General features: G+C 42.1%; 6 protein-coding genes. 3 read left to right on the forward strand and 3 right to left on the reverse strand.

What is annotated here, in order from left to right:
• The first annotated feature begins 480 nt into the window (after nt 1–480).
• A complete protein-coding gene (locus tag LW728_RS22745; protein WP_287669782.1) occupies nt 481–1,206 on the forward strand; it encodes a GUN4 domain-containing protein in 726 nt (241 codons plus the stop codon).
• 35 nt (nt 1,207–1,241) lie between these two features.
• Here the strand turns inward: LW728_RS22745 and thyD are convergent, their stop codons facing one another.
• The 3 genes from thyD to petM form a co-directional block, all read right to left on the reverse strand.
• Complete coding sequence (gene thyD, locus LW728_RS22750; protein WP_287768452.1) at nt 1,242–2,165, reverse strand: thylakoid membrane protein ThyD; 924 nt, start codon at nt 2,163–2,165, stop codon at nt 1,242–1,244.
• Nucleotides 2,166–2,405: 240 nt separating this feature from the next.
• On the reverse strand, nt 2,406–2,765 hold the full coding sequence (gene psb28 / locus LW728_RS22755; protein ID WP_002757021.1) for a photosystem II reaction center protein Psb28: 360 nt from the start codon (nt 2,763–2,765) through the stop codon (nt 2,406–2,408).
• A gap of 104 nt (nt 2,766–2,869) precedes the next feature.
• A complete protein-coding gene (gene petM, locus LW728_RS22760) occupies nt 2,870–2,983 on the reverse strand; it encodes a cytochrome b6-f complex subunit PetM (RefSeq protein ID WP_012265655.1) in 114 nt (37 codons plus the stop codon).
• 352 nt (nt 2,984–3,335) lie between these two features.
• Here petM and LW728_RS22765 point away from each other — a divergent pair, with 352 nt between their 5' ends.
• Nucleotides 3,336–3,857: a DUF192 domain-containing protein gene (locus LW728_RS22765; RefSeq protein WP_287669787.1), complete on the forward strand. Its 522-nt coding sequence runs from the start codon at nt 3,336–3,338 to the stop codon at nt 3,855–3,857.
• 369 nt (nt 3,858–4,226) lie between these two features.
• On the forward strand, nt 4,227–4,421 hold the full coding sequence (locus LW728_RS22770; protein ID WP_002757016.1) for a DUF2949 domain-containing protein: 195 nt from the start codon (nt 4,227–4,229) through the stop codon (nt 4,419–4,421).
• Nucleotides 4,422–4,703 lie beyond the last annotated feature (282 nt).

Consider the following 4,703-nt stretch of genomic DNA (forward strand, 5'->3'; position numbering starts at 1 on the left):
AGGGTGATGCAAGGGTTTTAAGAGATTCTAGCAGATTTAAGTGCATTTGGGAAGCTCTCAATCAAGCTAAAAGCCCTTTCCTGTAAGGTTTTTACCATTATTCAGCAAACCCTAGTTAGTTTCACAACCAGGAAACCAACTAAATGGCCTTGCGTCCCAACACTTCCCACCTAGTCCCGCCTAGTCCCCTTGGCAAATGTTTGAGTTCTCACGCAGCTGCTAACCTACATTTGGAGTCTCAGGGGTTTATTTTGAGATTGAGTCTCCGGCTGATCGGTTCTTTTCTCCCATAACCCGGGTTGGGTAACACGCGGGTTAGAATGACAATTTGGTATCACCTTTGTACCGTTATGGTTTGAACTGGTTATTCAGTGTAGGATCAACCACCCGCTAAAAATCCCTTTTTTGTCGGGAAAAAATCGAGCAGCGACCCCGAAATAGTGGTAATAGTATTGAAGGAGTGGTTTTAAAAGTGATGATATGACTGACCAGAATGGCGTGTTAGTAGAAGAACAAAGCGAGGATATTACCCGTAAGATGAGTCAATTAGCCACCGAGTCGCCGAAAAATCAATTACAGATTCTGACACAATTAGCCGGGGCCGGAGAAGGTGGCCTAACCGTATTGAGAGATTTTTTATTAGCCCAGCACCCCACTCCTGTTAATCTGGTGACAGGTAAGGCCTATCAATTGCTCTATCAAGATAATAGCGATCAAAGCAAGGAATTTTTAGCTAATTATTTCCCCACGGGTGTGGTTCCCCTCGATAGTGCTAAAGGTATCGATTATCGACTTTTACAGGAATTATTGGCTAAACAGGATTTTCAAACTGCCGATAGTCTCACCCGTCAAAAACTCTGTGAATTAGCAGGAGAAGGGGCAATACAGAGGAAATGGGTCTATTTTACGGAAGTGGAAGCTTTCCCCGGTGTAGATATTCAGACTATTGATAATCTTTGGTTAGTTCATTCGGAAGGAAAATTCGGTTGGTCGGTGCAGCGCAAATTATGGATCGGTGTCGGTCAAGATTTCCCGAAACTCTGGCCGAAAATTGGCTGGAAAAATGGCAATAATTGGACAAAATACCCCCAAGAATTTATCTGGGATTTAAGCGCTCCCGTGGGCCATTTACCCCTGTTAAATCAACTGCGCGGGGTGAGAGTGGCCGCCTCTTTATTCTCCCATCCCGTCTGGAGTGAAAAATAGATTGAGAGCATTCGGCCCCCCAGTATATCAGATTTCTACATTTTCGGGACAATTTCCTCTAAGGCCGCTTCTAGATTAGGATAACGATAGTCAAAACCGATCGCTTCTGTGGCTTTTGGCAGCACTTCTTGACCTTCTAAGACGATTTTTGCCCCTTCTCCCAAAAGGATTTCGAGGGCAAAATCTGGCACTGGCAACCAAGAAGGACGATTCATTACTTCCCCTAAAATCTGACAGAATTCTTTCATCCGGACGGGATTGGGTGCAGTAGCGTTGAAAGTGCCGTTGATTTCCGGGCGATCGAGACAATAGATGATTAAATTAATTAAATCATCCCGATGAATCCAAGAAAACCACTGACGACCGCTGCCAATCGGACCGCCGGCAAAAAGTTTGAAGGGTGGGATCATTTTCCCTAAAGCACCCCCATTGCCTAAAACAATACCCGTGCGAAGAATAACTAAACGAGTGCCGTAATCTTTAACTTTTTGGGCGGCTGTTTCCCACTTTTTACAGACATCTGCCAGAAAATCGCCCCCGGGAGGGCTATTTTCGTCAAAACTAGCGGTTTCACTGGTTCCATAGTAACCGATCGCCGAGGAGTTAATTAAAACTTTCGGTTTCTGGGGTGCTAAGGCGATCGCCTCGACAATTTTCTCGGTGCCGATTTGCCGACTAGCGACGATTGCCTGTTTTGTTTCACTGGTCCAGCGTTCCGAAATCGGTTCTCCCGCTAGATTAATCACCGCGTCACATCCAGAAATCTCTTTTTGCCAATCCCCCGATTCTGTGGCGATATAAGGAATAATCTCTATCTTAGGATAGATTGACTTTGGGTAAATTCTCCTGGTTTTATCGGGATTGCGCGTCAAAATTAGGATTTCATCGCCGCGATCATAGAGTTTGACCACCAATCGACTACCCACAAATCCCGTCGCCCCAGTAATCGCTATTTTCATGGTTTCTTGACTAAATTTATCCTTATTTTAGCTCGTTTTTAACTATTAGTATTCAGTATTCAGTCCCGATGAAAAAATTTTCACCACCACAGATGAAAGAGGTTTCCTTCCCTACACCCCACACCCTACACCCCACACCCTACACCCTCTTTCTAGTCAGGAGATTATTTTTATTTATTCTCCCCACTCCCCAATTCATAATTCATAATTCATAATTCCCACACCCCATCACCCCACTTCTCACTTATCCTGATACCCCATCCCGTTGGCTGCCGCGTAACGATTCATAAAGCGCAGAAAACGCTCCCAGTGTTCATCGGTGATTTCAAAACCACATTCTACCCGTTGAATTTCATCTCCTTCATCTCCTCCAAAAATAAACTTAGTCGAGTTGGGAATAACTATAATCACTCCTTCCTCATCGGTGAGACGGAGATCGCCGTAGGTACGGGTGGTGAAACTTTGGAAACGTTCGATCGCTTTCAGGGTTTTAAAAGTCATCAGGACATTGCGAATCCCGGTACTTTTATTTTTGCGGAGACTAACACCGCTTAATTCTTCTGATAAACCGACAAAAAACTCGATCGTGGGAGTGGTCATAGGTGTGGGCGTAAAATTTTAGTTATTGATTTTCTCTTAATTACTTTTCATGGGAAAAAGTAGTTCATGACTACTAATAAAGTAACCATGAACCGAAAAACAAGCTATTCCGCTTCTCCACCTTGGATTTTGAGGAGGAGAAAACCCCAAGCTAATCCGACGAGGACGAGAACGATCGCCACGATCGCCCCATTAAATAACATACTTTCTGCGGTCATGGTGATTGCTCCTGAGCCTACAATAATCGATCAATAGATCAATGGTATTTTAACCTACGAAGGCGATCGACTGCTGCCGGACTAGGGCAAAATTGAGGGAGAAAATCGGCCAATAACTTTGAGAGCCTTCCTAGTATATATGTTCTAGCAGTCCTGCTCCTCTCCTCAAGGAAGAGAGAGAAGGAGTTCGAGCATTTGTACTAAAAATCCCGATAGGCAGTTTCAATGCAGTACAGCTTACCAGATATTTTTAATACTATCTTTATATTTGCTGTCGCCACTTTGTGTTAATGTTTTATCTGCTTAATTCTCTACTTATACTAGAAAAATTAAGTATTGATAACTATTGGTGATGACTGGTAAAAAATCATTTATGCTCAAGATCAAGTTAATACTATTTTTAGGTTTGTTGCTGCTGAGTTGTCAATCGACTAATCTCAATGGTAATAATAGTTCAATGGCTCAGATTACGCATGAGAATCAAGGGCAAATATTACCGATCACGGCCAAAGCAGATATTAATGGTGAGATGATTGAGTTAGAAGTTGCTCAAAACCCCGAACAACAGGCCAAAGGTTTAATGTATCGCTTGTCTTTGGAGAAAAATCGCGGTATGCTATTTCCCTTTGCACAACCTCTGATGGCCCGGTTTTGGATGAAAAATGTCTCGATTCCTCTAGACATGATTTTTCTAAAAGATGGTATAGTAAAAGCAGTTTTGCTAAATGTCCCTCCTTGTGCTGTCGATCCTTGTCCTGTCTATGGGCCAAACACCATGGTTAATCAAGTGATCGAACTAGCTGGGGGTCGAGCCAAAGAATTAGGAGTGAAAGAAGGAGATAAAATTAAGATTGAGTCTATCTCAAGACCTTGATTTTTGAAAATGGTGTTAACTTTCTTATAGAAGGTGTCCCTTGTCTGGAAATATAAGTATGGCTTTTAGAAGCTATTACGCATTTATACTGTTTAAGATATAACCATATCGATTAAGATTTTTATAGTCTATCAAGTCATAGATTGAATAATCTTCACCCTTGCTATAGATTAAACAGAGACAAAATTCTGCTCGATCTAATGGGACTATCTTAAGAGAGCCAGCGATTTTTAGGAAAGCACTCTCTATCATCGAGATAGCTTAGATACAGAAAAAACGATCGCAAGACTAACTGTCCTTGAAACCGATCAGGTAGTGTTTTGTTAAAATCACGAGATATACTATACTATTGAGGAAAAAAATCCCCCTATGTCCACGATTGCCTATTCCCAATTCCGACGATTTCTGCAAGAGGAATTGTCCCTTCCCCAAGAATCGATCGCTATGGCCGAGCGCTCGATCCAATCTGATAAAATTCATTTACCGATGATTCTCTGGCAGTACGGTTTAGTGACCTTGGAACAATTAGACAAAATTTATGATTTTCTCGAAGAGGTAGTCTAATCTTACAATTGCTCACTATTGACAAGGAGAATAATTGCCATGGCTACTCATAGTTTCTGGCACAGTTTGAAAATTCCCATCCTAAAAACTACCATCATCACCTGAGAAGTGGGTTATTTAAACCCACTTTTTTAATAACTATACAATTGAGAATTATCGATTAACTGCTCAGTCCATGAAACCCCATGACCAATTTGCCAAAAATTACCTTGAACAATTACTTTCTCCCCTGGGAATCGTCGAAATCAGCAAAGAAGTCAGCGATGAAACCCGACAGATAGA

The sequence above is a fragment of the Microcystis sp. 49638_E5 genome (assembly GCF_021300285.1).
Lineage (GTDB): Bacteria > Cyanobacteriota > Cyanobacteriia > Cyanobacteriales > Microcystaceae > Microcystis > Microcystis aeruginosa_C.

Coding starts and splice junctions, on each gene's coding strand:
- LW728_RS22745 (WP_287669782.1), top strand. CDS start 481: ATGACTGACCAGAATGGCGTGTTAGTAGAAGAACAAAGCGAGGATATT.
- thyD (WP_287768452.1), bottom strand. CDS start 2,165: ATGAAAATAGCGATTACTGGGGCGACGGGATTTGTGGGTAGTCGATTG.
- psb28 (WP_002757021.1), bottom strand. CDS start 2,765: ATGACCACTCCCACGATCGAGTTTTTTGTCGGTTTATCAGAAGAATTA.
- petM (WP_012265655.1), bottom strand. CDS start 2,983: ATGACCGCAGAAAGTATGTTATTTAATGGGGCGATCGTGGCGATCGTT.
- LW728_RS22765 (WP_287669787.1), top strand. CDS start 3,336: ATGACTGGTAAAAAATCATTTATGCTCAAGATCAAGTTAATACTATTT.
- LW728_RS22770 (WP_002757016.1), top strand. CDS start 4,227: ATGTCCACGATTGCCTATTCCCAATTCCGACGATTTCTGCAAGAGGAA.